Origin of the sequence: Streptomyces sp. NPDC048290 (assembly GCF_040652095.1) — a bacterium.
In the GTDB taxonomy this organism is placed as follows: Bacteria; Actinomycetota; Actinomycetes; order Streptomycetales; family Streptomycetaceae; genus Streptomyces.
Genome location: NZ_JBEZLM010000003.1, coordinates 1 through 25,720, shown reverse-complemented (window position 1 = coordinate 25,720; position 25,720 = coordinate 1). Strand labels below are relative to the sequence as shown.

Sequence of the window (25,720 nt, the reverse complement as noted above, 5' to 3'; positions counted from 1 at the left end):
AGCAGCGCCCGGAAGCCAGGGCGCGGCGCCAAGAGACGGTCATCCGGTCGTACAGATTCCGTGGAGATTACGGCGCCGAACCTTACTCCGCCGTCAGATATCTGTCCGACCCTTCCCCATGTGCGCCCATTCTCCCGGCCTGACCAGCGCCCGGAGCGGTCCGCGCGCCCCTGCCGGGGCCTCGGGGGGTGGGGTAGCTTTCACGCCCTGTGTGGAGCTGCCACGGCGACCGGGGAGCGGGTTTGCGCGAGTTCACCAACCCTCCGCTTGCGTCGGCACCGCCCGTGGGCGGTCTGGCCGACGTGGTGTTCCAGCGCGCCCAGGACGACCCCCGGCACATCTCCCTCGGCCGCAAGGACGACGGCGGACGCTGGCGTGAGGTCACCGCCGCCGCCTTCCGCGACGAGGTGCTCGCGCTCGCCAAGGGACTGCTCGCCCAGGGCGTGCGGTTCGGCGACCGGGTCGCGATCATGTCCCGCACCCGCTACGAGTGGACCCTCTTCGACTACGCCCTGTGGACCGTCGGCGCCCAGGTCGTCCCCGTCTACCCCACCTCCTCGGCCGAGCAGTGCTACTGGATGCTCTACGACGCCGAGGTGACCGCGGCCGTGGTGGAGCACGAGGACCACGCGATGACCATCGCCACCGTCATCGACCGGCTGCCCATGCTGCGCAGACTGTGGCAACTGGACACCGGCGCGGTCCGTGAGCTGTACGACGCGGGCGCGGCGATCGACGACGAGGTGGTGCACCGGCACCGCCGGGCCGTCACCCCGGACTCGGTGGCCACCGTCGTCTACACCTCCGGCACCACCGGCCGCCCCAGGGGCTGTGTCCTGACCCACGGCAACTTCATGTACGAGGTGGACACGGTCAGAGCGCACTGGGAGCCGGTGTTCCGCGCCCGCCGCGGCGAGGAGACGGCCACTCTGCTGTTCCTGCCGCTGGCGCATGTCTTCGGGCGGATGGTGCAGGTCGCGGCCATCCGGGACGGGGTGCGCTTCGGGCACCAGCCGCAGCTGACCGCCGCCGCCCTGCTGCCCGATCTGGCGGTGTTCCGGCCCACGTTCATGCTGGCCGTGCCGTACATCTTCGAGAAGGTGTTCGCCGCCGCCCGCCGCTCGGCGGAGCAGGAGGGCCGGGAGGGTCCGTTCGACAAGGCCGTCGAGGTCGCCGTGCGCTACGCCGACGCGGTGGAGGCGCGGGCCTGGGGCGTCGGGCCGGGGCCGTCGGCCGCGCTCAGGATGCAGCACCAGGTCTTCGACAAGCTGGTGTACGCCAAGGTGCGGGCGGCGCTGGGCGGACGGCTGCGCACCGCGATGTCCGGCGGCTCGGCGATGAACCGCAGGCTGGGCCTGTTCTTCGCGGGCGCGGGCGTCCAGATCTACGAGGGCTACGGACTGACCGAGTCGACGGCCGCCGCCACCGCCAACCCGCCCGGCCGCACCCGCTACGGCTCGGTCGGCCGCCCCATCCCCGGCGTGAGCGTGCACATCGCCGACGACGGCGAGGTCTGGCTGCGCGGCGACAATGTCTTCCAGGGCTATCTGAACGACCCCAAGGCCACCGACGAGGTCCTGCGCGACGGCTGGCTGGCCACCGGGGACCTGGGCGCGCTGGACGAGGACGGCTATCTGACCCTCACCGGCCGCAAGAAGGAGATCCTGGTGACCTCCGCGGGCAAGAGCGTGACGCCCGCCCCGCTGGAGGAGCGGGTCCGGGACCATCCGCTGATCAGCCAGTGCCTGGCGGTCGGCGACGACCGGCCGTTCGTCGCCGCGCTGATCACCCTGGACCCGGAGGCCGTGGCGCACTGGCTCCAGATGCGCGGCAAACCCAAGCTCGCCCCGGCACAGCTCGTGCGGGACCCCGATCTGGAGACGGAGGTGCGGCGCGCGGTGGTCGCCGCGAACACCCTGGTCTCCCAGGCCGAGTCGATCCGCACGTTCCGTATCCTCGCCCAGCCGTTCACCGAGGAGCGCGGGCTGCTCACCCCGTCGCTGAAGCTGAAGCGCAAGGCGATCGAGAGCGCGTACGCCGAGGAGGTGGCGGCGCTGTACCGGTCGTAGGGGGTGCGCCGTTTCCGGTCGTTCGCCGCCGTCAGGAATGCGGACGGGCCGGTGATCGTTGACCATGGGACATCCAACGGACGACGACTTCGAAGGGTCGACAGCGCGTGAGCAGCAAGGTCCCCCCGATCATCCTCAACAACGGCGTCGAGATGCCCCAGCTGGGCTTCGGCGTGTGGCAGGTGCCGGACGCGGAGGCCGAGCAGGCCGTGGCCACCGCGCTGAAGGCCGGATACCGCTCTATCGACACCGCCGCGATCTACGGCAACGAGGAGGGCACCGGACGAGCGGTCGCCGCCTCCGGAATCCCCCGTGACGAACTCTTCGTCACCACCAAGGTCTGGAACAGCGACCAGGGTTACGACGCCACCCTGCGGGCGTTCGACGCCTCGCTGGCCCGGCTGGGCCTGGACCATCTGGACCTGTATCTGATCCACTGGCCGGCCCCGGCCAGGGACCGCTACCTGGACACCTACAAGGCGCTGGAGAAGCTGTACGCCGACGGCCGGGTCCGGGCGATCGGCGTGTCCAACTTCGAGCGGGAGCATCTGGAGCGGCTGATCGGCGAGACGTCGGTCATCCCGGCCGTCGACCAGATCGAGCTGCATCCTCGGCTCCAGCAGCGCGCGGCCCGCGAGTACCACGCGGAGCAGGGCATCGCCACGGAGGCGTGGTCGCCGCTGGGCTCCGGCAAGGGCCTGCTGGAGGTCCCGGCGATCGTGGCGATCGGCCAGAAGCACAACCGCAGCCCGGCGCAGATCGTGCTGCGCTGGCATCTCCAGCTCGGCACGGTGGTGATCCCCAAGTCCGTGACGCCGTCCAGGATCAAGGAGAACATCGAGGTCTTCGACTTCGCCCTGGACACCGAGGACCTGGCGGCGATCAGCGCGCTGAACGAGGACCGGCGGACGGGGGCGGACCCGGCCAGGTTCAACGGCTGACCGGGCCGCCCTGATCAGCCGGTTTCGGCGTCGACGTCCGTGTCCGCGCAGACGTCCCGGTACGGCACGGTCGGCAGGTTCTCCGTCCACTCCGTCTCGTCCGGGCCGCCCCCGGCCCGTGCGCAGAGCCGGGCGGCGGCCCGCTCGGGCGCCAGCTCCCGCGTCCGGCCGGTGAGATGGGGCGTCCCGATCCGCAGCCGCCCGGCGGCGTCGAACCGCAGGGTCCGCACGGGCCCGTCGCCGACCGGCAGCACCGCCGGGGCGAGTCCCGGCGCCGCCGTCTCCCACACCAGGACCGATCCGTCGGCGGCGCTCACCGCGAGCAGGGAGCCGTCCGGGGAGAACGCCATGACACGGCGGTGCAGATTGGTGGTGTCGGTCAGCCGCAGCACCGCGAGCCGCCGCCCCTGCCGGATGTTCCACAGGGTCAGCCGCCCCTGTAGGTCACTGACCGCCAGCAGCCGTGAGTCGTCGCCGAAGGCCGCCGCCGCCAGCAGATCCTCGCCGGACACCACCCGCCGGGAGAGTCCGGTACGACGGTCCACGAGGTCGCCCTCGGGGGTGAGTTCGCTGCCGCCGCCGGGCTCGACGGCCACGATGTCGCTCGGCTCCCCGGTCACCGCCCGCTCCCGGTGCCAGTCCGGTCCGGTCAGCCCCTGGAGGGACACGGTCCGTACGACGTCGGTGTGCCCGCCGGTGCGGTAGCGCAGCACGCCCGCGGCCAGGTCGAGCCGGAAGTCGCCGACGGCCGGTCCGGCGAGCGGGTGGGTGAACTGCGGTTCGCGCGGGGCGTCGCCCGGCGGGTCGGGTGTGTCGGTGCGCCACACGGACAGCGCCCCGGTCCCCCACACCAGCGCGTACGCCCCGGCGAACGTCACGTCCAGTGCCCCGCCCGCGACCGGCAGCCGGGGCCGTTCCCGGCGCTCGGCGAGGTCCCAGGTGATCACGCCCTCGGTGGTGGCCGCGGCGAGGCCGTCGCCGTCGGGCGTGAAGACCCGCTCCTCGGCGGCGCACAGGAGGCGTGCGGTGGGGCGCGGGATGCCGAGGGCCAGGGGCCGGGCGGTGGCGGTGTCGAGGACGTGCAGCCGGTCGTCGTCGTGGGTGCACCAGGCCAGTCGGCGCCCGGCCGGGCCGGGGACCGCGTTGGGTCCGCCCTGTGAGCCCTGGTCGTAGCGGAGCACCAGCCGCCGCTGGGCCAGGTCCCAGACCTCCAGTTGCGCGTACCGGTCCGCGCCGGGCAGCTCGCGGCGCAGCAGGAGTGTGCGCCCGTCGGCGCCGAACGCCACATCGGTGTCGTTGCCGGTCCGGGTGGTGATGCTGCGGGTGGTGCCCTCGGCGAGGTCGGTGAGCAGCAGTTCCCGGCCGTTCGCGCCCCGGTGGGCGAGGAGCCGCCCGTCGGGTCCGACGCCGAAGACTCCGTCGGTGACCCCCGGCAGGGTCAGCTCCCCGAGCTGCCGCCCGCTCACCACGTCCCACCGCACCACCCGGTCGTCGAACGCCACATAGGTCAGCGTCCGCCCGTCCCGGCTGAGCCAGCTCGGTTCGTTGTCGTAGGGCGAGCCGCCCTCGGGCCGGGTGAAGGCGTCCTCGTCGCTCTGCGCCGCCGCCGACCGCAGCGCCTGCCGGGTCTCGGGCAGATCGGCGGTGTGCCAGGCGGCCAGCGCGAGCCGCATCGCGGCGCGCGGATCGCCGGAGCGCAGGTTCTCGGCGAGCGCGGCGACCCGGCGGGCCTCCGCCTCGTCCTGGCGGCGGTCGCTGACCTCGTTCTGCCGCCAGGCGGTCAGTCCGGCGACGGCAGCCAGGCAGAGCAGGGTGGCGAGGACGGCCAGCAGGGCGCGGGTGCGGCGGGCGGCCCGGGTGGCGGTCCGCCGGGCCCGTTCGTCGGCGGCGGCGCTGGCGGCGAGGAACGCGGCTTCCGGCCCGGTCAGTTCGGCGGGTCCGACGCCGGACGGGGCGCCGAACAGCTCGCGGGCCTCGGCCAGCCGGACACCCCGGTACAGGGCGCCGTCGTCCTGGCCGAGTTCGTGCCATGTCCCGGCGGCCTGGGTGAGCCTGCGGTGGGCGCGCAGCCGTTCGCGGTCCTCGGTGAGCCAGCCGCCGAGCCGGGGCCAGGCGCCGAGCAGCGCCTCATGGGCCAGGTCGACGGTGTCGCCGTCGACGGTCAGCAGCCGGGCCCGCACGAGCCGTTCCAGGACGGCGGCGGTGAGCGGGTCGGCGCCGAGTTCGGCCCGGTCGACGGGGCGGCGGGTGTCGCCGGTGCCGTCGCCCGGGGTGACCAGCCGCAGCAGGAGGCGCCGCAGGGCGGTCCGTTCCGCCGGGCCGAGTGTGGCGTAGAGCGTCTCGGCGGTGTGCGCGACGGCCCCGTCGACCCCGCCGATCGCCTCGTACGCGGCGAGGGTGAGGGTCTTGCCGGTGCGGCGGCGCCAGACCTCGCGCAGCGCGTGGGCCATCAGCGGCAGCCCGCCCGGCTCGCCCTCGACGTCGGCGACGATCCGGGCGGTGAGGGCGCGTTCGACGATCAGCCGCCGGGCCGCGGCGGGCCGCACCACGGCCTCCCGCAGCTGCGCCGGTTCCATGGGCCCGACCAGCAGGGTGGAGTCACGCAGCGCGGCGGCCAGCGGCCCGTGCTCGGCACACCGCCCGTAGAAGTCGGCGCGTACGGCGATCAGGACCCGCAGCCGGTTCGCCGGGTCCAGCGCGGAGAGCAGCAGGGCGACGAACCGTTCCCGTTCCGCCGGGTCCCGGCACAGCGCGAACGTCTCCTCGAACTGGTCGACCACCAGCAGGGTGTCGCCGTCGCCGGGATGCGGGGCGAAGCGCTCGGCGTGGGTACGGGCGGGGTGGGCGCCGGGGGTGACGACCCGGAGGGCGGCGGCGCGGAAGGGGGGCGCCGGTGCCGTGCCGCGCAGGGCCGGGACCAGTCCCGCCCGCAGCAGCGAGGACTTGCCGCTGCCGGACGCCCCGACCACCGCCGTGACCCGGCGCCGGGCGACCAGGGCGAGCAGTTCGCCGACGAGTGCCTCGCGCCCGTGGAAGCGGTCGCCGTCCCCGGTGCCGAAGCGGGCGAGACCCGGGTAGGGGCTGTCGGTGTCGTCGTCGGGGGCCGACACCTCGGCGGACTCGGTGAGGGCGGCCCGCCAGCGCGCGGTCCAGTCGGCGGCGTCCCCGCCGCACGCCGCGACATACGCGAGCAGCACCGGCAGCGTCGGCAGCCGCTCCCCGGCCGCCGCGGCGGACAGGGTGGGTCCTGAGTAGCCCGCGCCCGCCGCCATCGCCCGGTAGGTCGGGGCGCCCGCCTCCTCGCGCAGCTTGCGCAGCTCGAAGGCGAACCTCGGGATCGCGCCCTCGGTCGGATCGAGCGGTTTCTCCTTGCGGCCCATCCCCCGGCCCCCCGTGTGTCGTCGGCCCCTCATCGGCGGCTCACCGGCCGTTCCCACGCTAACAACCCGCCCGTCGCGATTGATCGGCGCTCCCGAAGGGGGCTGCCCATCAACCGTCCGGCGCCTGGACTCGGCATCCGACCCCGTCGACCGCACGCCCAGGAGCCCGCCATCGCCACGCTGCACCACCCCCGCACCAGCACCCCCCGCCCCACCGGCACCCCACCGGGCACCACCCCCCACCGGGTCACCGTCCTCCTCCCGGCCGCGCTCTCCCTCGCCCTCGGCCTGTGGGGCGTCCGGCGCGGCGGCGCCCTGTGGCGGGACGAGGCGGTGACGTACGACATGGCCCACCGTGAGCTGCCGCAGCTGTGGGCGACCCTCGGGAACGCGGACGCCGTGCACGGCCTGTACTACCTGCTGACGCACGCCCTGTTCCGGCTGACCGGCGACGCCGACCCGGTCCTGGTGATGCGGCTGCCGTCGGTGCTGGCGGCGGCCGTCGCCTGCGGCCTGCTGGCCCTGCTGGGCCTGCGCCTGGCGGGCCCGCGCGCGGGCCTGGCGGCCGGCCTGGTCCTCGCCCTGCTCCCCCAGACCCAGCGCTACGCACAGGAGGGCAGGTCGTACACGCTCGTCTGCGCGCTGGTGATCGGAGCGACGTATGTGCTGCTCCGGGCCGTGGAATCGGACACCCGCCGGGTCTGGACCGGATACGCGACGCTGATGCTGCTGGCCTGTCTGCTGCACGAGTTCGCGGTACTGGCCCTTCCGGCACACGCGCTGGCGCTACCCGCCCGGCACCGCCGGACCTGGCTGTGGGCCGCCCTGCCGGTCTGCGCGCTGCTCGCCCCGCTGGCGCTGCTGAGCGTCGGACAGTCGGAGCAGGTGGGATGGATCGGCGGGATCAAGGCGGGCGCGGTGGCGGGCTTCGCCGGGATGTCGGCGGCGGGCCTGGCCTGCGCGATGTGGCTGCGCCGCCAGCACCCGGAGACCACGCGGCCCCTGATCCCCCTCCCCCGACTCGCCCTCCCCCTCTTGACGCTCCCCCCGGCGATCCTCCTCCTCACCTCCCTCGCCAAGCCGCTGTACGTCGACCGGTACGTGCTGTACGCCAACGCGGGCGGGGCCCTGCTGCTGGGCGCGGTCCTGGGCCGGGCCCGCCCCCGGGTGCTGCTGGCGGCGGGGGCGGCCGTCCTCGCCCTCCTCCCGTACTCCCTGCACCTGCGCACCCCGGAGAGCCGTCTCGACGACCTCTCGGCGATCGGGCAGACGCTCCGCGCGGCCGGGCAGGACGCCGACGGGATCGTCTATCTCCCCGGCCGCCGCCGCGTCTGGACCCTGGCCGACCCGTCCTCCGTGGCCACCCTCCAGGACCTGGCCCTGGCGGAGTCCCCGTCCGCCTCGCACACCCTCTACGGCACGGAGACGGACCCGGACACGATCCGCGCCCGCATGGTCGCGACCCCCCGCATCCTCGCCGTGACCGACCCCCCGGACCAGCCCCAGGACCAAACCCCAACAGAACACATCAAACGCACCACCTTGGCAACGTCATTCGAACGCTGCGCCGAGTGGGACCTACGGGGCGCACGGGTAGAGCTGTACGCCCACCGGGGCAAATGCTGAAGCAGAGCCGGCGCCGGGCCCTCCAGAGCCGGCGCCGGGCCCTCCAGGGACGGGGCCCCAGCCCCCCAGGGGCGCGGGGAACCGCGCACGGCAGGTGAACCCACGGCACACATCCAACTCCGCCCCACCAATGTCAGGGGCGCGGGGAACCGCGCACGACCAGGAATCCCACGGCACACATCGAACCCCGCCCCACCATCACCCCCAGGGGCGCGGGGAACCGCGCACGGCACAAGAACCCACGGCACACATCAAACCCACCGCACCCCCACCACCCCGCCCCTACAACACCCGCGTCGCCGTATACACCGTCTGAGCCGCCAGCACGAACACATCCGCCCGCCGATGAACACTCGCCGGATCCTCAGGGTCCAACAACCGATCCAACGTCTCCCGATCCGTCCGATCGAGCCGCTCGGCAAGCCCCTCCCGCAACCGCCCGAGCGCCGCGGCGACATAGGCCCGCCCCCGCTCCGGCACAGGCGCGGGCAGATCCAGCAGAAAACTCCGAGTCCCCGTCGGCTTCAACCCCGCCGCGGTCAGCAACGCGGGCCAGTCCTCGACCTCCGTCACCACCCCGTCCAACGCGGAGCGCATCGCGGTGAACTGCTCCTCGTGCAGCGCGTCAAGCCGGGCCTGGAGTCCCGCCCGCCCGATGCCCAGCTCACGGGGGAGGAAGCGGATCGGCAACCCGCCCTCCATCAGCGCGAGCGTCCCCCCGGGCGCGAGCCGCGCGGCGAACGCGGCGAGCGCCGCCCGCTGGTCCCCGAGATGGTGCAGGCTACGGCTGGCCCAGAGCAGATCGACCGGATAGTCGAGGTCGCCGAGAACGTCCGGGAGGTCCCCGGTGAGCGTGCCGAACCGGTCGGCGACCCCCAGCCGGGCCGCCCGCGCAGCCGCCCGCTCCAGCAGCGGCCCGGCGCTGTCGACGGCGACCACGCGGGCGCCGGGGAACGTCTCGGCGAACAGACAGGCCACGACACCCGGTCCGCTGCCCGCGTCGACGATCAGCCCCGGCGCGGTCTGCCGCTTGCCCAGCCAGGCCACCGCCCGCTCGTTGAGGGGCGCGAACAGCTCGGCCTGCGCCTCCAGGAGCGGAGCCATCGCACTCCAGTCGATGTCACCGTGATCATGCCCATGCCCATACCCATGCCCCTGCCCATCACCGTGACCGTGCTCGCCGTGACCCATCGCTTCCGTCTCCTCGCCTCGGGGTCCCGTCAGCGTGCCCCCCGCTCCCCGGACAAGCAAATACCCTTGCCGAACCGGCAAACCCCGGCCTCCTACCCCCGCCGGAACGCGCGGAGCGTGAACCACGGGTCCGGCCGGTCCCGGTCCTGGTCCGGCAGCGCGGCGAGCCGCTCGGCGTAGCCGTCGGCCCGTGGGTCGCCCGGCGGCAGGGTCATGAACCAGCCGCGCCGCAGATCGGTGACCGCCCGCCGCGGACTGCGCCCCTGGCCGCGCCCGGCGAACCGGGTCCCGCCCGCCGGGACCAGCCCCCGCGCGGCGGCGTGCCGGGCCACCGCGTCGGCGGTGTCATGGGCCGGGGTGGGCGGCCGGGTCGCGAGGACGGCGTCGATGTCACTGCCCACGTTGTGCGCGGCGGCCTTGTCGACGGTGGTGACGTACACCCCGCCGGGCCGCAGCACCCGGGCGCACTCGGCGACGACGGCGGCGACGTCCGCCGGACCGGCCAGCAGATGCAGCAGCCACACACTGCTCACCGCGTCGAACGTCCCGTCCCGGAACGGCAGTCGCCGGCTGTCCGCGAGGACCACCGCGCCGGGCAGCCGGTCCGCGGCGTGCCGGGCCATCTCGGGAGTGAGGTCGGCGCCGGTCACCCGGGTCGCGGGCCGCGCGGCGGCCAGCCGCCGGGTGACGATCCCGGTGCCGCAGCCCACGTCGAGCAGTCGGCGCGCGTCCGGCGGCACCAGGCTCAGTACGCCCTCGGCAGCCGCCTCGGCCCGGGGCTCCCCGCCGCGCAGCGCGTCGTACCGGGCGGCCTCGCGCCGGTAGTCGAGCACGGCGGGCTCACTCGGCGCCGTGCGCGGGGGCCAGTGCCTCGACCCGCTCGGCCAGCTCGAAGTCCTTGCCGGTGAGCGCGCCGCCCGCGCTGTGGGTGTGCACCGAAAGGGCCACCGTGTTGTAGCCGAGGGTGAGGTCGGAGTGGTGGTTCAGCTCCTCCTGCACCTGGGCGATGTGCACCACCAGCGCGGTGGCGGCGAGATGCGAGGCGAGCCGGTAGATGCGGCCGATGCGGTCGCCGTCCCGGGTCCAGCCGGGCAGTGCCGCGAGCCGGGCCGTGACGTCCTGCGATGACAGCGCTTCGGCGCCCATGAGCGAACTCCCTCCATGGAAGGGCCCTCGTGGACGGGCCCCGTGGAAGGGCCCTGGTGGACAGAGCCCGTGGACGGCCCCCAGGGCAAGGCTCCCGTGGAAGGCCCTCCACTTCAGCGTGCCACAGCACCCGGACGGCGGCTCGGGCCCCGCCGACGCAGTACGGCGCTTACTCACTCGTCCCCGCCCGCCCCCTCGGCTACCGTCGGGGTCATGACCACGCACCCCGTCTCCCCGACCGACACCGCCGCAGGCCGGGGCGTCGGTCCGCTGCTGCGGGCCTGGCGGGAGGAGCGGCGGGTGAGCCAGTTGGAGCTGGCGCTGCGGGCGGATTCGTCGGCCCGGCACATCAGCTTCATCGAGACGGGGCGCTCCCGGCCGAGCGAGGAGATGGTGCTGCGGCTGGCGGAGCACCTGGAGGTGCCGGTGCGGGAGCGCAACGCGCTGCTGCTGGCCGCCGGTTACGCCCCCCGGTTCGCCGAGACCCCGCTGGACGACCCGGCGATGGGCCCGCTGCGGGAGGGCATCGAGCGGCTGATCCAGGGCTTCGAGCCATATCCGGCGCTGGTGGTGGACGCCCACTACACGGTGGTGGCGGCCAACCGGGGCATCGCGATGATCCTGGACGGGCTGCCGGAGCATCTGCTGACCCCGCCGGTGAACGCCGTACGGATCACGCTGCACCCGGAGGGGCTCGCCCCGCGCATCCGCAATCTGCCGGAGTGGCGGGGGCATCTGCTGCACCAGATGGAGGGCCAGATCGCGCTGCGCCGCTCCCGGGCGCTGCGCGAGCTGTACGACGAGGTCGCCGCCTACCCGGTGCCGGAGCGCCCGCCCGGCGCGGAGCCGGAACCGGCCGTGCCGTACATCGCGCTGCCGATGCTGCTGGAGCACGACGGGCATCTGCTGTCGTTCGTGTCGTCGATCTCGACGTTCAACACGCCGATGGATGTGACGGTCGCCGAGCTGGCCATCGAGACGCTGCTCCCGGCCGACCCGGCGACGGTCAAGTACCTTCACTCGCTGCTGGCCTGACGGTTGCGCAGCGCCGCCCACTGGAGCGCGGCGAAACCGCCCACGGTGAGCGCCTGGAGCACGGTCCACACGGCACCGGCGGTGCTCGGGCTCAGCCACAGCACCAGCGCGATGAGGCTGAGCGCGGTCCAGGCGAGATTGACCTCCACCACGGCCCGCACGCCCAGGGCCGCCGGGCGGGCCCGGCCCGCGACGACCCCTACGGCGACGCCGTACGCCGTCAGGATCGCGCCAAGGGTGAGCAGCAGCCCGGAGTCGACTCCGAGGAACCGGCCGAGGGGTCCTGAGGCGGCCAGATAGGCGACGCCGTTGGTCCCGGTGACCACCGCGTCCAGGGCGAGGAAGCGGCGCAGCACGGCGTTCGGCTCGGAGGTGCGGGCGAGTGCGGCGAGCGTGGTGGCGGACATGGCTGGTCACCCTTCGTCGAGGTGGAGGCGCCGGAACTGCGGCGGGAGGCCCGGGTGCCGGAGCGGAGTGCGCCGCCCCGGAACCCGGTGCCCCTACGATCTCCCGCCCCCTGGCGGGGGTCGATTACGCGTGAGGTAATGGGCGGGTGTGGGGAAGGTCAACAGCCGTTACAGCACGCTCCATTGATTCGTACAGGGTGGCGAGCATCTCCCGTCACACGGGTGATTCGGCCACCGGGACATGACACACTGCTCAGGTTCTTTCGGCGCGTAGGGGAGGCGTGGCGTGAGTGAGCGGCGGCCCGCGCCGACCGTCGGCCAGGTGGTGCTCGGCAAGCGGCTTCAGGAACTGCGGGAGGCGGCCGGTCTGCGGCGTGAGCAGGCGGCCCGGGTCCTTCGGGTGGCCCCGGCGACCGTACGCCGGATGGAGATGGCCGAGGTGTCGCTGAAGATCCCGTACGTGCAGGTGCTGCTGGAGACGTACGGGGTGCCCGGGGACGAGGCCGGGGCGTTCGTGACGCTGGCCGAGGAGGCGAACGAGCCGGGCTGGTGGCAGCGGTTCCACGATGTGCTGCCGGACTGGTTCAGCCTGTATGTCTCGCTGGAGGGCGCGGCCGGGATGATCCGCTCCTACGAGCCGCATTTCGTGCCGGGGCTGCTCCAGACCGAGGACTACGCGCGGGCCGTGCTGGAGGCGGGCACGATAGGGCAGGACGGTCCGGAGACCGTGGAGCGCCATGTGTCGCTGCGGATGACCCGGCAGAAGCTGCTCCAGGACCCGAATCCGCCCCGGCTGTGGGTGATCATGGACGAGACGGTGCTGGTGCGCCCGGTGTCCGAGCACGCCTCGGTGATGCGGGAGCAGTTGGAGCGGCTGCTGGAGTTCGCCGACTCGGGGCGGGTCACGCTCCAGGTCGCCGAGTTCGCGGCGGGCCCGCACCCGGGGACGTACGCCCCGTTCTCGCTGTTCCGGTTCACCGAGCCGGAGCTGCCGGACATGGTGTTCACGGAGTATCTGACGGGTGCGCTGTACCTGGACTCGCGGGAGGAGGTCTCGGCGCATCTGGAGGTGCTGGACCATCTGACCGCGCACGCGGCGTCGGTGCAGCGGACCAAGGACATCCTGCGCGAGTACCGCGACCGCCAGTAACTACCTCCGCCCCGCTTCTCCACGGCCCCCGGGCTGACCCGTACGGGCCCCGTGGACGGGTGCTCACCCCAGCTCGCCCCTAGGTTCAAAACCACTGGCGAGTGAGGGAGCTGCCGTGACCGACACCCGGGTACCGCCCACCGAGCCGGACGCGGCGCTGCTGCGGCTCGGCCGCTACTTCCGGCCCGGCACGCCCGCTCCCGATCTGCACAGCATCGGTCTGGCCGGGGGCCGGGAGGCGGACGCGTTCTACCGGGACCGGTGGAGCCACGACAAGGTGGTGAACTCCACCCACGGGGTGAACTGCACGGGCTCCTGCCGCTGGAAGGTGTACGTCAAGGACGGGATCATCACCTGGGAGACACAGCAGACGGACTACCCGAGTGTGGGCCCGGACCGCCCCGAGTACGAGCCGCGCGGCTGTCCGCGCGGGGCCGCGTTCTCCTGGTACACCTACTCCCCCACCCGGGTCCGCTATCCCTACGTCCGAGGTGTCCTGCTGGAGCTGTACCGGGAGGCGAAGGAGCGCCTCGGTGACCCGGTGCTGGCCTGGGCGGACCTCCAGTCCGACCCGGAGCGCCGGGCGCGCTACCAGCGGGCGCGCGGCAAGGGCGGGCTGGTGCGGGCCACCTGGGAGGAGGCGGTGGAGATCGTGGCCGCCGCCCATGTCCACACCATCAAGACGTACGGCCCGGACCGGATTGCCGGATTCTCCCCGATCCCGGCGATGTCGATCGTGTCGCACGCGGCGGGCGCCCGCTTCCACTCCCTGATCGGCGCCCCGATGCTGTCGTTCTACGACTGGTACGCGGATCTGCCGGTCGCCTCGCCGCAGGTGTTCGGCGACCAGACGGACGTACCGGAGTCGGGCGACTGGTGGGACGCGGCCTATCTGATCATGTGGGGCTCGAACGTCCCGGTGACCCGTACCCCGGACGCGCACTGGATGGCGGAGGCCCGCTACCGGGGCCAGAAGGTCGTGGTGGTCGCCCCGGACTACGCGGACAACGCCAAGTTCGCCGACGAGTGGCTGCATCCGCACCCCGGCACGGACGGGGCGCTGGCCCTGGCGATGGGGCATGTGGTGCTGAAGGAGTTCTTCGTCGACCGCGAGACCCCGTTCTTCCGCGAGTACGTCCGCCGGTACACCGATCTGCCGTTCCTGGTGACGCTCCGGGAGAAGGACGGGGCGTACGTCCCGGGGAAGTTCCTGCGCGCCGCCGACCTCGGGGACCGGGAGGAGGGCGCGGAGTGGAAGACATGTGTCTACGACACCGTCACCGGCCGCCCCCAGGTGCCCGGCGGCTCGCTGGGCTTCCGCTGGACCCAGTCCGGTGAGGGCCGCTGGAACCTGGACCTGGGCGCACTCGTCCCCCAGCTCAGCCTGTACGCGGAGGGCGACGGCACCGAGGTGCTGCTGCCCCGCTTCGACCTCGGCCAGGGCGAGGGCGGGGTACTGCGCCGGGGCGTCCCGGCACTGCGGCTGCCCGGCGGCGAGCTGGTCACCACGGTCTACGATCTGCTGCTCGCCCAGTACGGGGTCTCCCGTCCGGGACTGCCGGGCGACTGGCCACAGTCGTACGAGGACGCGGACGCGCCGGGTACCCCGGCGTGGCAGCAGACGCACACCTCCGTCCCGGCCGCGCGGTGTGTGCGGATCGCGCGGGAGTTCGCGCGGACCGCCGAGCGGTCCAAGGGCCGCTGCATGATCCTGATGGGCGCCGGGACCAACCACTGGTTCCACTCCGAGACCATCTACCGGGCGTTTCTGGCGCTGCTCCAGCTGACCGGCTGCCAGGGCCGCAACGGCGGCGGCTGGGCGCACTACGTGGGGCAGGAGAAGTGCCGTCCGTTCGCGGGCTGGGCGACGCTGGCGGCGGCCTCGGACTGGTCGCGTCCGCCGCGCCAGATGATCGGCTCCGCGTACTGGTTCCTCCATACCGACCAGTGGCGCTACGACCGGTTCCGGGCGGATGTGCTGGCCTCGCCGGTCGGGGAGGGCCGGTTCGCGGGGATGACCGGCGCGGACTGTCTGGCGCTGTCGGCGCGGGCGGGCTGGATGCCGTCGTATCCGACGTTCGACCGCAGTCCGCTGGAGCTGGGCGAGGCGTTCGGCGACCCGGTGGCGAAGGCGGTGGCCGAGCTGCGCGCCGGGACCCTGCGGTTCGCCTGCGAGGACCCGGACGCGCCGGAGAACTGGCCGCGCATCCTGACGCTGTGGCGGGCCAATCTGCTGGGGTCGTCGGCGAAGGGCGCCGAGTACTTCACCCGGCATCTGCTGGGCACCCACTCCTCACTGAACGCCGAGGAGGCCGCCCCCGAGGAGCGTCCGCGCGATGTGGTGTGGCGGGACGAGGCTCCCGAGGGCAAGCTCGATCTGCTGCTGTCGCTGGACTTCCGCCAGACCTCCTCCACCCTGCTCTCCGATGTCGTACTGCCCGCCGCGACCTGGTACGAGAAGCACGATCTGTCCTCCACGGACATGCATCCCTTCGTGCACGCCTTCACTCCGGCCGTGGACCCGCCCTGGCAGGCCCGTACCGACTTCGACGCGTTCAAGGCGCTCGCGGAGCGGCTGAGCGAGCTGGCCGCCGGTCATCTCGGGGTCCGCAAGGACCTGGTGGCGGCCCCGCTCCAGCACGACACCCCGGGCGAGACCGCCCAGCCCGGCGGGGTGGTACGGGACTGGAAGCGCGGCGAGTGCGACCCCGTGCCCGGCAGGACCCTGCCGAACCTGGTGGTGGTGGAGCGGGACTACACGGCGATCGGCGCCAAGTTCAGCGCGCTGGGCCCGCTGGTGGAGGAGCTGGGGCTGCCCGTGAAGGGCATCGCCTTCCACCCGGACGAGGAGGTGGCGTGGCTGCGGGAGCAGAACGGCACCGGGTTCCAGGGGCGTCCGGCGCTGGACACCGCCGTCAAGGCGTGCGACGCGGTCCTCGCGCTGTCCGGCACCACCAACGGACGGCTCGCCGCGCAGGGCTTCCACGCCCTTGAGGCCCGGACCGGGAAGCCGATGGCGCAGCTCGCCGCCGAGCACGAGGGCCGGCGGATCACGTATGCCGACACCCAGGCGGCGCCGGTGCCGGTGATCACCTCGCCGGAGTGGTCCGGCAGTGAGTCCGGGGGCCGCCGGTACACGGCGTTCACCCAGAACACCGAGCAGCTCAAGCCGTGGCACACGCTCACCGGGCGGCAGCAGTTCTTCCTGGACCACGACTGGATGCACGAACTGGGCGAGGGGCTGCCGGTGTACCGGCCGCCGCTGGACATGCACCGGCTGTTCGGCGAACCCCGGCTCGGCCCGGACGGACAGCGGGAGGTGACGGTCCGCTATCTCACCCCGCACAACAAGTGGTCGATCCACTCCGAGTACCAGGACAACCTTTTCATGCTGGCGCTGTCCCGGGGCGGCCAGAACATCTGGATGTCCCCGCAGGACGCCGACGCGATCGGGGTCGCGGACGACGACTGGATCGAGGCGGTCAACCGCAACGGGGTGGTGGTGGCCCGCGCGGTCGTCTCGCACCGGATGCCGGCCGGGACGGTGTACATGCATCACGCGCAGGAACGCACGGTCGCCGTCCCGAAGACCGAGACGACCGGGATGCGCGGCGGTATCCACAACTCCCTGACCCGGCTGGTCCTCAAGCCGACCCATCTGATCGGCGGCTACGCCCAGCTCTCCTGGGCGTTCAACTACCTGGGCCCGACGGGCAGCCAGCGCGACGAGGTCACGGTGATCCGCCGCCGGGCCCAGGAGGTCGAGTACTGATGCGTCCCATGGCCCAGATCGCGATGGTGATGAACCTCGACAAGTGCATCGGCTGCCACACCTGCTCGGTCACCTGCAAACAGGCGTGGACCAACCGCCGGGGCATGGAGTACGTCTGGTTCAACAATGTGGAGACCCGCCCCGGGCAGGGCTATCCCCGCCGCTACGAGGACCAGGAGCGGTGGCGCGGCGGCTGGGAGCTGAACCGCCGGGGCGCGCTGAAACTCAAGGCGGGCGGCCGGTTCCGCAAGCTCGCCGGGATCTTCTCCAACCCCCGGCTGCCGGAGATCAAGGACTACTACGAGCCCTGGACCTACGAGTACCGCAATCTCACCGACGCCCCGCTCGGCGACGACTACCCGGTGGCCCGCCCGGTCTCCCAGCTCGACGGCAAGCCGATGAAGATCGGCTGGTCCGCCAACTGGGACGACAATCTCGCGGGCGCCCCCGCCTACGGCGATCTCGACCCGATGGTGGAGCGGACCCGGCAGCAGGTCTCCGACAAGATCCGCTTCGAGTTCGAGCAGACCTTCATGTTCTACCTCCCCCGGATCTGCGAGCACTGTCTCAACCCGTCCTGTGTGGCCTCCTGTCCGTCCGGCGCCATGTACAAGCGCGCGGAGGACGGCATCGTCCTGGTCGACCAGGACGGCTGCCGGGGCTGGCGGATGTGTGTGACGGGCTGCCCGTACAAGAAGGTCTACTTCAACCATCGCACCGGCAAGGCCGAGAAGTGCACGCTGTGCTACCCGCGTATCGAGGTCGGGCTGCCGACGGTCTGCTCGGAGACCTGCGTGGGCCGGCTGCGCTATCTCGGCGTGGTCCTCTACGACGCCGACAAGGTGACGGCGGCGGCGTCCGTCCCCGACGAGAAGGACCTGTACGAGGCCCAGCTCGGGGTCTTCCTCGACCCGCACGACCCTGAGGTGCGGCGGGCGGCGGAGGAGGCGGGCATCCCGCACGACTGGATCGAGGCGGCCCGCCGCTCCCCCGTACACACCCTGATCAGCGAGTTCAGGGTCGCCCTGCCACTGCACCCGGAGTACCGCACGCTGCCCATGGTCTGGTACATCCCGCCGCTGTCCCCGGTGGTGGAGGCGCTGTCCGGCACCGGCCACGACGGGGAGGACCTGGACAACCTGTTCGGCGCGATCGACACCCTGCGCATCCCCCTGGAGTATCTGGCGGAGCTGTTCACCGCCGGGGACACCGCCCCCGTCCGCGCCGCCCTCGACAAGCTCGCCGCGATGCGCGCCCATATGCGGGCGGTCAATCTGGACGACGCCCCGGACCCGTCGATCGCGGCGGCCGTCGGCATGGACCCGGACGCCGTCGAGCGGATGTACCGGCTGCTGGCCATCGCCAAGTACGACGAGCGGTACGTGATCCCGACCGCCGCCGTCGGCGACGCCCGCCGCCTGGAGGAGTCCGCGCTGCCCGGCGGATGCAGCCTCGACTACGAGGGCGGCCCCGGCATGGGCGCCGACGGGCCGTTCGGCCAGGACTCCGGCCGCAAGCTGCTGCCCCTGATGCCGGTGGAGAACTTCCACGCCCTGCGCCACCGCCAGACCACCGACGCCGACGACGCCGACGCCGACCCGCGGGAGTCCTGATGCCCTCGGACGCCACGCTGTACCAGGCCGCCGCGCTCTGCCTCACCTACCCCGACGACGACTTCCGGGCCCGGCTGCCGCTGCTGCGCGAGGCGGCCCCGCAACTGCGGGAGTTCGTGGACCACGCGGCCGTCACGCCCGCCGGGGAACTGGCCGCGCACTACGTCCAGGTCTTCGACTTCAAGAACCGGCACAGTCTGTATCTGAGCTGGTGGCAGGACGGCGACACCCGGCGGCGCGGCATGTCCCTGGTCCGCTTCAAGGAGGTCTACCGCGCCCACGGCCTGGAACTGACCGGCGAGGAACTGCCCGACTTCCTCCCGGCGGTCCTGGAGTTCACCGCCCGCACCGGCCGCACCGACCTCCTGGTCGAACACCGGCCCGCGCTGGACCAGCTCCGCACCCGCCTCACCGCCTTCGGCACTCCGTACGCCCGTGTCCTGGACGCCGTGTGCGCGGCCCTGCCGACCAGCACCCGCACCGGAGCCCGCCCATGACCGTCCTGCTCTGGGGCGTCCTGCCCTACGTCGCCGCCGCCCTCCTGATCGCGGGCCTGATCTGGCGCTACCGCTACGACAAGTACGGCTGGACCAGCCGCTCGTCCCAGATCTACGAGTCCCGGCTCCTGAACATCGCCTCCCCGCTCTTCCACTACGGTCTCCTCTTCGTCCTCGCCGGCCATCTGATCGGCCTGTTCATCCCGGCGTCCTGGACGACCGCCCTCGGCATCAGCGAGCACGGCTACCACCTGATCTCCCTGATCCCCGGCACCATCGCGGGCTCCCTCGCGGTCGCCGGCATCGCCCTGCTCCTGTACCGCCGCCGCACCAAGGCACCGGTCTTCCGCGCCACCACCAGGAACGACAAGCTCATGTACGCGGTCCTGCTGGCCGCGATCATCATGGGCATGGTCGCCAAACTCACCCACGCGTCCGGCGACGGCTACGACTACCGCGCCACGATCGCCCCCTGGGCCCGCTCCCTGTTCACCCTCCAACCCGCCACGACCCTCATGACCAGCGTCCCGACCCTCTACCAGGTCCACGCGGTCATCGGCCTCCTCCTGATCGCCCTGATCCCGTACACCAGACTGGTCCACATGTTCAGCGCCCCGATCGGCTACGTGTTCCGCCCGTATGTGGTGTACAGAACCCGAGACCCGAAGCAACTGGCGTCCCGCTCACAACGCCGAGGCTGGGAAACCCCTTAGGGGCGCTGGGGATACCCCCTCTGGAGGAGGAACTACGCGGCTAGCCCCCCACGACCCGCACCCGCCCCACTCCCTCCGCCCCAAAAAACAGCAATGCCGCACCCCCAGCAAACAAGGGATGCGGCACGCAACCTACGCTGCGAAAGACCTCACGCCAGCTTCGCCGACAGCGTGATCGTCGTCCCCGCCAGCGCCTGGCTGACAGGACAGTTCGCCTTGGCATTCTCCGCCGCCGCGACGAACGCCTCCTCATCGATCCCCGGCACCTTACCGGCGACGGTGAGATGAATCCCGGTGATCCCCGTACCCGGCTGGAACGTGACGTCCGCCGAGGTGGTGAGCCGGGTGGGAGGCGTCCCCGCCCCGGCCAGACCGTGCGAGAGCGCCATGGAGAAGCAGCTGGAGTGCGCGGCGGCGATCAGCTCCTCCGGGCTGGTCTTGCCGTTCGCCGCCTCGGCGCGCGACGGCCACGACACCGGGTACTCGCCGATGCCGGAGGAGTCGAAGGTGACGACGCCGCTGCCGGCGAGGAGGTTGCCGTCCCAGACGGTGTGTGCGGAGCGCGTGGTGGCCACGGTGTTTCCTTTCGCGATACGACTCGCAGACGGGCTGCGTTACTGCGGGCGGTCCGCCCGACCGGCGTACCGCGCCCCCTATCCGATCACATTCCGGCTCACCGCACGCGAAACACCGGCCCTCGGGCGGTGAACGGCAGCCGGGCACCTTGAGGGATCAGATAGGCGTGCTCGCGCCGCACCCGCAGCACATCGCACCAGCCGTCGGTGATGACCAGCACCGGAGCCGTGGCCGGGAAGTCGTCGGCGCGATGCAGGAGATCGATGCCGGGCTGGAGGACCGTGCCCCCGCGACCGCGCACCTTCACCCGTCCGGCGATCTCCGTGACGGGCAGATACCCGGCGTCGTGCGGGGCCGCGTCGCAGAACACGACCCGGGCGGCCGGGACGTCCCGCGCGGCGGCGTAGGAGGCGATGGCGCCGAGCGCCTTGCCGAGCAGGGTGCGGTCCATGGAGCCGGAGGTGTCCAGGACCACACCGAAGGTGCAGCGCGCGATCTCCTCGGGCGGGAAGTACCGTCCGGCGCGCGGGATGTCGGGGGTCGCGGACTGGCGGCGGGAGGGCCGGGCGTAGGAGCGGACCGGCTCGGGGCGGGGCACGAACTCGTCGAACCAGCGGGCGAGCCGGGCGTCCCAGGGCAGCGGGGGCTGGCTGAGCGCCCGGATCTCCTCGATCAGCCCGCCGGGCAGATACCCGCGCTCCTGGCTGCCGTGGAGTTCGAGCCCGTGGGTGAGGCCGCGCCGGTAGAACTCGTCCAGGTCGACATAGGCGCCGGGGGCGCCCAGCGGACCGCCGAGGATGTCGCCGACGCCCTTGCCGCGCAGGGTGGACAGCCGCCGCATCCGGCGCAGGTCCCCGGCGATCCGGTCGTAGACCTCCTCGGCGGACAGCCCGGTCAGCGCGGGGTCGTGCAGCAGGCCCTCGGGCATGGCGCCGACCTGCATCTCGGCGAGCCAGCCGTTGATGACATAGTCGGCGGCCACATTGAAGAGATACGGGTCGCGGGTGCCGCAGCGGTCGCCGTGGCGCAGGGCGGCGTGCAGCATCTCGTGGGCGAGGACGAACCGCCACTCCTCGTCGTCCAGGTGCCGGTGCGGATTGACGTAGATCTCCCCGGCCTCGGCGTTGACGGCGGCGACGGAGATGCCGTGGGCGCGGGCGAGTTCGGGGTCGGCGATCAGTTTGATGCCGGAGGCGATGCCACCGAGCAGCGGGTAGGAGGAGACGAACCAGCTGAGGGCGCGCTCCCAGGGGCGGCGCGGGGCGAGGTCGCCGTCCAGGCTGTCGCGGCGGCCTCCGGCGAGGTCCAGGGTGGCGGACATGGTGCGGGTGAGGGCGTCGGCGAAGGCGAGCTGCCAGTCCGGCGGCTGGTGTCCGTACCAGCCGTTCCAGGGGACCAGCAGCAGGTCCGGTTCGGTACCGGCGGTGCCCAGCCGGGCGTACGCCGCCGGGGGGCCGTCGCGGCGCCAGCGGGCGGCGAGGCGCTCCTCGTCGCCGTCGGGGTAACTGCCGGGCAGTTCCTCGGGGGTGCGGCCGACCGGGAAGGTGAGCAGGAAGCGATTGACGACGGCGCAGCGGGCGGCGAGGTTGGCCCGGTCGGGCTGCTCGCGCGGCCCCCTGTCGGCGGGGACATGCCCGAAGCCGAGGTGGATGGCGGCGTGCGCGATCGCCCAGGCCCAGTCGCGGGGGTCGGCGAGCCGGTCGGGGTGGGAGTGCAGCACGCCCTCGGAGTCGACACGGACCAGGCCCTCGCGCGGGGCCAGTTCGCACTGCTCGGTACGGCAGGTGCTGAAGTCGAGGGCCTTGAGCGCGGGGTTGGCCGTCACCAGCCGCATCCCCGCGGCGAACGCCTCGCCCGCGATCTCCCGTCTGCGCTGCCCGGCGGTGCGGGCCCGGCTCACTTGCGGGCCTCCACCAGCCGGGGCATGTCCCGGGCGGCCTCGATCAGGAACCAGGACGGCAGCACCGGGTTGCCGTCGGGGTCGGCGGCGATGACGGTCTGGGCGACCTCGACGGAGATCTCGGCGAGCTGCACCAGCAGCGACTTGGCGCGGTGCGCGGTCTGCCGCCCGGCCGCCGACATGTGCTCCTTGCTGACCGGCAGTTCCTTGACGAGGCGGCCACGGAACGAGTCGGCGAGGTAGTACAGCAGATCGCGGTCCTGGATCCGGTGCGGCCAGCGGGCGTCGCCCCGGACGATCGCCTCGATCCCGAACCGGCTGCGCACGACCTTGACATAGCCGCAGAACGCGCCGGCGTGGGCCGGGGTGAGCATCCCGTGGGCGAGCACGGCGAGGGTCTCCTCGTCCAGGTCGGGGCCGAAGGAGTGCAGGGCGTCGGAGAGCATGTGCCAGGAGCGGGGCGTGGAGAACGGCTCCTCGGTCTTGGGCGGCCGGGACCACAGATGGTCGGGCCGGTCGGTGAGATGGTCCTGCACCCAGGGGTGGATGCCGTTGCCCGCCGCCCAGCGCAGCCAGTCCTTCGGGGAGACCTCCAGGTGGACATGGGCGAGCCGGTTGACCAGGGCGGAGGCGATGGGGCGGGCCAGCGCGTTGTCGGTGGCGCGGTTCCCGGCGCCGATCACCAGGGAACCGGCGGGCAGTTCGTAGTCACCGATGCGGCGGTCAAGGATCAGCGAGTAGAACGCCTTCTGGACGTCCGGCGTGGCCGCGTTCAGCTCGTCCAGGAAGAGGCAGTACGGCTCGTCGCGGGCGATGGTGGCGGGCGGGCAGAACACCGAGCGGCCGTCGCGGATCTGCGGCACGCCGATCAGGTCCTCCGGGGCGAGCTGGGTGCCGAGCAGGCTCACACACTCCAGGCCCAGGGACTGGGCGAACTCCCGTACCAGGGAGGACTTCCCGATGCCGGGCGCGCCCCACAGGAACACCGGCCGCACGGTCGCGAGACCGAGCAGGAGTTCGGGTATCCGGGCGGGCGTGACGGAGACGGCGGCCTGCAAGAAGGGGCTCCTGGAGGGATCGGGGCGAGCGACTGGGGGGTGGGTGGACGCGGACGTCGGCGCGCGGAAGGCGCGGTGCGAGGTGCTTCGCGGTGTGATCAGTGTGCGTGGAGCGAGGGCGCCCGCGCACCCTGATTTACGGGGCGGCGGCGGAGGCGGGTCCAGGGGGCCGGTCCGCGAAACGGGCGCATGGGACCGGTGTTCGGGAGCGGGCCCCTGGGACGGGTCTACGGGGCGGCGACCGGCTCCGTGCCGTCGGTGTCCCCGGCCTCCTCGGCACCGGCGATCCCCGCCGTGAGCGGCACCTGCGGCCCATGGCACTCGCGCAGCCAGCGCCGCAGCACCCGGTGCACCCGCTCCGCGCCCACCAGGTCGCCCCCGCCCGCGACCGGCTCGGACAGCGCGAGCGGGGACAGCAGGAACGGCTTGCCCTGGCAGCCGCCGAGCCCGCCATGGGACCCGATCTGCTCCTCGAACGCCAGCACCTCCCCGTCGGCCGGGTCGTGGAAGGAGTTGACCATGATGTCGGCGGTGTGCGGGAAGGAATGCGTGCGCCGTACGGCGTCGGCGGCGCCCCTGCCGAACGGGGCGAGCGGTCCGCGCGCCCCGTCGGCCAGCTCCGCGACCGGGATCTGGGCCCCGTAGGCGCCCAGCACCACACCCCCGTGCTCGGCGCTGCGCACCAGCAGGAAGCCGACGCCGGGATGGTTGGCGAGGGTCGGCAGCAGCGCCGGGTGGCGGGCGTCGATCTCCTCCTTGGTCATCCGGTGCGGGACGTCCGGGAAGGAGACCAGCCCGAGGTTGCCGGAGGCGAGCACGATCGGCTCGGAGCGGCGGGACGGGCGGTGGTGCTCGCCGCCCTCCTCCACGGGGCGGCGCAGCGCGGCCCGTACGGCGGTGCGGGCCTCGGCGCCGCTGCGGGTGCGCCCGGCCCGGCGCGGCACGGGCAGCCCGCACCCGGCCCGCACCAGATCGCCGAGGGTGAGCCCGTAGCGGGCGCGGAAGGTCTCACCGGGGCTCTGCCCATGGTCGGACAGCACCACGATCCGGTACGGGCGCGGCGCGTGCTCGGCGCACTTCTCGATCAGCGCGAGCGAGCGGTCGAGCCGGGCGAGCACCTTCTCGGCGTCCCGGCTGTGCGGTCCGGAGTGGTGCGCCACCTCGTCGTAGGCCACGAGGTCCGCGTAGACGGCGGTGCGTCCGGCGAGGATGTCGCCCATCACGGCGGCCACCACGACATCGCGTTCGACGACGGTGGCGAAGGCGCGGATCAGGGGGTAGAGGCCGCCGCGCGAGACCCGGGGGCGGTCCTTGCGCAGCCGGGCCCGGGTGGACTGGCCGATCTCCCGGCCGACCTCGGCGCCGAAGGACAGCGCGGTGCGTACGGCGTTGGCGGGGTCGGAGAAGTAGGCGAAGTAGCCGGAGCGGGAGCGGTGCTCGCGGCTGCGGCGCCGGGCGGCGATGGACAGCACCAGGGCCTGTTCGTCGGCGCCGCCGCTGAAGAGGTTGCCCCGGCTGGCGCCGTCGGCGGTGAGCAGCCCGCCGTCGCCGGTGCGCTCGACGGCCCGGCGCTGGAGGGCGGCGGCGCTGGTCGGCCGGTTGCAGACCATGATTTCGCGCTGGTCCTTCTCGTACCAGCGGAAGGCGGGCACGTCGAAGGTGCTGCCGTGCAGGATGCCGAGCTGGCTGGCGCCGGTCTGGCTGGACCAGTCGGTGCGCCAGGGGGTGAGCCGGTGGGTGGCGGCGCCGTCGCCCCGGGTGCCGAGCCAGCGGGCGGCGGTGGGCATGAGGCCCTTGGCGACGGCGGCCTCCAGCACGTCGTGGCCGACGCCGTCGAGCTGGAGGAAGACCGTGCCGTGGGTGACGGGGCCGGGCAGCGGGGTTCTGCGGCGGCGGTCGGCGAGCCGGTACAGACGGCGCCGGTAGGCGTCGTCGTCCCGGACGGCGAGCGCGGCGCCGGTCGCGGAGGCCACCGCGGACATCACGGCGGCGACGACCACGGCGGTCTCCGGGGAGGCGTCACCGCGCGCGGCCGGGTTCAGGCGCAGCGCGATCAGGAGCAGCGCCCCGTTGAGGAAGAACACCAGCAGGCCGAGGACCAGGGCGGGCACCAGCAGCAGGAAGCGGACCATCAGCGGCCACACCAGCGCCGAGAGCAGTCCGAAGCCCCCCGCGCCGAGGGCGGCGGTGATCGCGATCCGGGTGGCGCTGTCGCCGTCGGCGGACTGGAGCTGGAAGTCGGGCAGGGCACCGGCGAGGATCAGCATGGTGAGCGTGCTCACCGCCCACACGGTGGCGCTGCGCCCCAGCTGGCTCAGCACCGTCCGCCAACGACGACCACCGCGCACGTTCCCCGCACCTCACGTCCCGGCCCGCGGTTCGGGACGCGGGCCTGTGCTCCAGCCTGTCACAACGCCGGGGGGAATCGATTCGTCACCGGCAACGGGCGCGCGAGTACAGGGAGTACAGGGAGTACAGGGAGTACAGGGAGTACAGGGAGTACAGGGAGTACAGGGACGGTCACTGACCGTCGTAGCCGGCTGTGGGCATGGACCAGCCCGACCCGGCCGCGGTGGTGGGCGGGCAGCGGCTCGGCGAGGTGGTGGACGTCATGGCGCAGCACGTCCTCGGGACGGGCGGCGGCCA

Annotated in this window: 18 protein-coding genes and 1 pseudogene; 9 read left to right on the top strand and 10 right to left on the bottom strand. The window is 73.0% G+C overall.

Translation table 11 applies throughout. The features are described from left to right. Positions 1 to 242: 242 nt before the first annotated feature. Together AB0D49_RS04950 and AB0D49_RS04945 are read left to right on the top strand one after the other, a co-directional pair. On the top strand, positions 243 to 2,069 hold the full coding sequence (locus tag AB0D49_RS04950) for an AMP-dependent synthetase/ligase (protein WP_362750861.1): 1,827 nt from the start codon (positions 243 to 245) through the stop codon (positions 2,067 to 2,069). Between the two features lie 107 nt (positions 2,070 to 2,176). After that, entirely contained in the window at positions 2,177 to 3,010 is an 834-nt protein-coding gene (locus AB0D49_RS04945; protein WP_362750858.1) for an aldo/keto reductase, read from the top strand. A gap of 14 nt (positions 3,011 to 3,024) precedes the next feature. Here AB0D49_RS04945 and AB0D49_RS04940 read toward each other — a convergent pair whose 3' ends face one another. After that, complete coding sequence (locus AB0D49_RS04940) at positions 3,025 to 6,390, bottom strand: hypothetical protein (protein WP_362750855.1); 3,366 nt, start codon at positions 6,388 to 6,390, stop codon at positions 3,025 to 3,027. 15 nt (positions 6,391 to 6,405) lie between these two features. On the opposite strand from AB0D49_RS04940, the gene AB0D49_RS04935 reads away from it, so the two are divergent. Beyond that, positions 6,406 to 8,016 (top strand): glycosyltransferase family 39 protein, encoded by a 1,611-nt coding sequence (locus AB0D49_RS04935; protein WP_362750852.1) that lies wholly within the window; start codon positions 6,406 to 6,408, stop codon positions 8,014 to 8,016. Positions 8,017 to 8,298: 282 nt separating this feature from the next. On the opposite strand, the gene AB0D49_RS04930 is transcribed toward AB0D49_RS04935, so the two are convergent. The 3 genes from AB0D49_RS04930 to AB0D49_RS04920 all read right to left on the bottom strand — a co-directional run bounded on the left by AB0D49_RS04930 (position 8,299) and on the right by AB0D49_RS04920 (position 10,353). After that, the gene (locus AB0D49_RS04930) at positions 8,299 to 9,207 is read right to left on the bottom strand and encodes a methyltransferase (RefSeq protein ID WP_362750849.1); all 909 of its coding nucleotides are present in this window, start codon (positions 9,205 to 9,207) and stop codon (positions 8,299 to 8,301) included. 92 nt (positions 9,208 to 9,299) lie between these two features. Beyond that, positions 9,300 to 10,040, bottom strand: a complete 741-nt coding sequence (locus tag AB0D49_RS04925) for a class I SAM-dependent methyltransferase (RefSeq protein ID WP_362750846.1) — start codon at positions 10,038 to 10,040, stop codon at positions 9,300 to 9,302. A gap of 7 nt (positions 10,041 to 10,047) precedes the next feature. Further along, positions 10,048 to 10,353, bottom strand: a complete 306-nt coding sequence (locus AB0D49_RS04920; RefSeq protein WP_362750843.1) for a 4a-hydroxytetrahydrobiopterin dehydratase — start codon at positions 10,351 to 10,353, stop codon at positions 10,048 to 10,050. A gap of 213 nt (positions 10,354 to 10,566) precedes the next feature. Here AB0D49_RS04920 and AB0D49_RS04915 point away from each other — a divergent pair, with 213 nt between their 5' ends. Beyond that, on the top strand, positions 10,567 to 11,388 hold the full coding sequence (locus tag AB0D49_RS04915) for a helix-turn-helix transcriptional regulator (RefSeq protein WP_362750840.1): 822 nt from the start codon (positions 10,567 to 10,569) through the stop codon (positions 11,386 to 11,388). Here the strand turns inward: AB0D49_RS04915 and AB0D49_RS04910 are convergent. After that, the gene (locus AB0D49_RS04910) at positions 11,370 to 11,795 is read right to left on the bottom strand and encodes a hypothetical protein (RefSeq protein ID WP_362750837.1); all 426 of its coding nucleotides are present in this window, start codon (positions 11,793 to 11,795) and stop codon (positions 11,370 to 11,372) included. The two genes, AB0D49_RS04915 and AB0D49_RS04910, sit on opposite strands and share 19 nt — an antisense overlap. Positions 11,796 to 12,081: 286 nt before the next feature. Here AB0D49_RS04910 and AB0D49_RS04905 point away from each other — a divergent pair, with 286 nt between their 5' ends. The 5 genes from AB0D49_RS04905 (at position 12,082) to narI (ending at position 19,540) form a co-directional block, all read left to right on the top strand. After that, on the top strand, positions 12,082 to 12,945 hold the full coding sequence (locus AB0D49_RS04905; RefSeq protein ID WP_362750834.1) for a helix-turn-helix transcriptional regulator: 864 nt from the start codon (positions 12,082 to 12,084) through the stop codon (positions 12,943 to 12,945). A gap of 115 nt (positions 12,946 to 13,060) precedes the next feature. Next, positions 13,061 to 16,717, top strand: coding sequence for a nitrate reductase subunit alpha (locus AB0D49_RS04900; protein ID WP_362750831.1), 3,657 nt, complete (start codon positions 13,061 to 13,063; stop codon positions 16,715 to 16,717). Beyond that, on the top strand, positions 16,717 to 18,330 hold the full coding sequence (gene narH / locus AB0D49_RS04895) for a nitrate reductase subunit beta (protein WP_362750828.1): 1,614 nt from the start codon (positions 16,717 to 16,719) through the stop codon (positions 18,328 to 18,330). Before AB0D49_RS04900 ends, narH begins: the two co-directional genes overlap by 1 nt. Next, positions 18,330 to 18,827, top strand: a complete 498-nt coding sequence (gene narJ, locus AB0D49_RS04890; protein ID WP_362750825.1) for a nitrate reductase molybdenum cofactor assembly chaperone — start codon at positions 18,330 to 18,332, stop codon at positions 18,825 to 18,827. The genes narH and narJ overlap by 1 nt, the downstream gene beginning before the upstream one ends. Continuing rightward, positions 18,824 to 19,540, top strand: coding sequence for a respiratory nitrate reductase subunit gamma (gene narI, locus AB0D49_RS04885; RefSeq protein WP_362750822.1), 717 nt, complete (start codon positions 18,824 to 18,826; stop codon positions 19,538 to 19,540). Before narJ ends, narI begins: the two co-directional genes overlap by 4 nt. Before the next feature lie 149 nt (positions 19,541 to 19,689). Here the strand turns inward: narI and AB0D49_RS04880 are convergent, their stop codons facing one another. From AB0D49_RS04880 to AB0D49_RS04860, 5 genes and pseudogenes are all read right to left on the bottom strand, one after another. Further along, on the bottom strand, positions 19,690 to 20,115 hold the full coding sequence (locus tag AB0D49_RS04880; RefSeq protein WP_362750819.1) for an OsmC family protein: 426 nt from the start codon (positions 20,113 to 20,115) through the stop codon (positions 19,690 to 19,692). A gap of 98 nt (positions 20,116 to 20,213) precedes the next feature. Next, the gene (locus AB0D49_RS04875) at positions 20,214 to 21,950 is read right to left on the bottom strand and encodes a hypothetical protein (RefSeq protein WP_362752026.1); all 1,737 of its coding nucleotides are present in this window, start codon (positions 21,948 to 21,950) and stop codon (positions 20,214 to 20,216) included. 62 nt (positions 21,951 to 22,012) lie between these two features. Next, positions 22,013 to 23,074, bottom strand: coding sequence for a MoxR family ATPase (locus AB0D49_RS04870; protein WP_362750816.1), 1,062 nt, complete (start codon positions 23,072 to 23,074; stop codon positions 22,013 to 22,015). Positions 23,075 to 23,301: 227 nt separating this feature from the next. Then, on the bottom strand, positions 23,302 to 25,341 hold the full coding sequence (locus AB0D49_RS04865) for an alkaline phosphatase family protein (protein WP_362752023.1): 2,040 nt from the start codon (positions 25,339 to 25,341) through the stop codon (positions 23,302 to 23,304). Positions 25,342 to 25,625: 284 nt separating this feature from the next. Further along, positions 25,626 to 25,720 (bottom strand): annotated as a pseudogene (locus AB0D49_RS04860) (monooxygenase); the annotation flags it as partial.

Bases quoted from the DNA above. Each gene is read 5' to 3' on its own strand.
- AB0D49_RS04910 (WP_362750837.1), bottom strand. From the start codon at position 11,795: ATGTCCGCCACCACGCTCGCCGCACTCGCCCGCACCTCCGAGCCGAAC.
- narI (WP_362750822.1), top strand. From the start codon at position 18,824: ATGACCGTCCTGCTCTGGGGCGTCCTGCCCTACGTCGCCGCCGCCCTC.
- AB0D49_RS04920 (WP_362750843.1), bottom strand. From the start codon at position 10,353: ATGGGCGCCGAAGCGCTGTCATCGCAGGACGTCACGGCCCGGCTCGCG.
- AB0D49_RS04940 (WP_362750855.1), bottom strand. From the start codon at position 6,390: ATGGGCCGCAAGGAGAAACCGCTCGATCCGACCGAGGGCGCGATCCCG.
- narJ (WP_362750825.1), top strand. From the start codon at position 18,330: ATGCCCTCGGACGCCACGCTGTACCAGGCCGCCGCGCTCTGCCTCACC.
- AB0D49_RS04930 (WP_362750849.1), bottom strand. From the start codon at position 9,207: ATGGGTCACGGCGAGCACGGTCACGGTGATGGGCAGGGGCATGGGTAT.
- AB0D49_RS04915 (WP_362750840.1), top strand. From the start codon at position 10,567: ATGACCACGCACCCCGTCTCCCCGACCGACACCGCCGCAGGCCGGGGC.
- narH (WP_362750828.1), top strand. From the start codon at position 16,717: ATGCGTCCCATGGCCCAGATCGCGATGGTGATGAACCTCGACAAGTGC.
- AB0D49_RS04865 (WP_362752023.1), bottom strand. From the start codon at position 25,341: ATGCTGATCCTCGCCGGTGCCCTGCCCGACTTCCAGCTCCAGTCCGCC.
- AB0D49_RS04875 (WP_362752026.1), bottom strand. From the start codon at position 21,950: ATGCGGCTGGTGACGGCCAACCCCGCGCTCAAGGCCCTCGACTTCAGC.